Source organism: Neisseria sp. HMSC068C04 (genome assembly GCF_001810105.1).
GTDB lineage: Bacteria > Pseudomonadota > Gammaproteobacteria > Burkholderiales > Neisseriaceae > Neisseria > Neisseria flavescens_B.
In genome coordinates this window covers 1-624 of sequence record NZ_KV800012.1, presented here as the reverse complement: position 1 = coordinate 624, position 624 = coordinate 1, and the positions used below count along the sequence as shown (strand labels likewise).

Annotated in this window: 1 pseudogene; it reads left to right on the top strand. The window is 55.0% G+C overall.

Annotated elements, in window-relative coordinates:
• Positions 1–624 (top strand): annotated as a pseudogene (locus HMPREF2700_RS11120) (RHS repeat protein); the annotation flags it as partial.

Below are 624 nucleotides of genomic sequence, written 5' to 3'. Positions count from 1 at the left end.
GCAGAATCCTGCAGCAAATCCACAACCGCAGCCGGCGCGAATACGGCTACGATGCCGCCGGGCAACTGACCCATATTCAAAGCAGAGGAGGGCAAACCCAATACCGCTACGATCCCATCGGCAGACTGATCGCCGCCGTTACGCCCGACTTTAGCGAAACCTTTGCCTTCGACCCCGCCGGCAACCGTCTCGACCTAAGCGGCAACAAACAAGCTCAGGCAGGCCAAGCAAACAGCCAAGAAAAACCGTCCCTGAACAAAGTCTGGGGTAATCTGCTTAAAGAGTACGCAGGCGAACACTACGACTACGACCAACGCGGCAACCTGATCCGCAAAACCCGCAACGGCGAAACCACAGACTACCATTGGAATGGTTACAACCAACTCATTAAAATAGAAAACCGCAACGGCAGTACCGAATACCGTTACGACCCCTTAGGCAGGCGTACCGCCAAAATCCGCAACGGAGAAACCACCGTCTACCACTGGCAGGAAGACACCCTTGCCATCGAAAGCACAAACGGACAAAATACCCATTACCTGTTCGAACCCGGTACGTTCGAACCGCTGGCGCAATTTCAGACGGCCTCGCCGATAGGCATAGAAAGGGAAGACAAACCCGCCG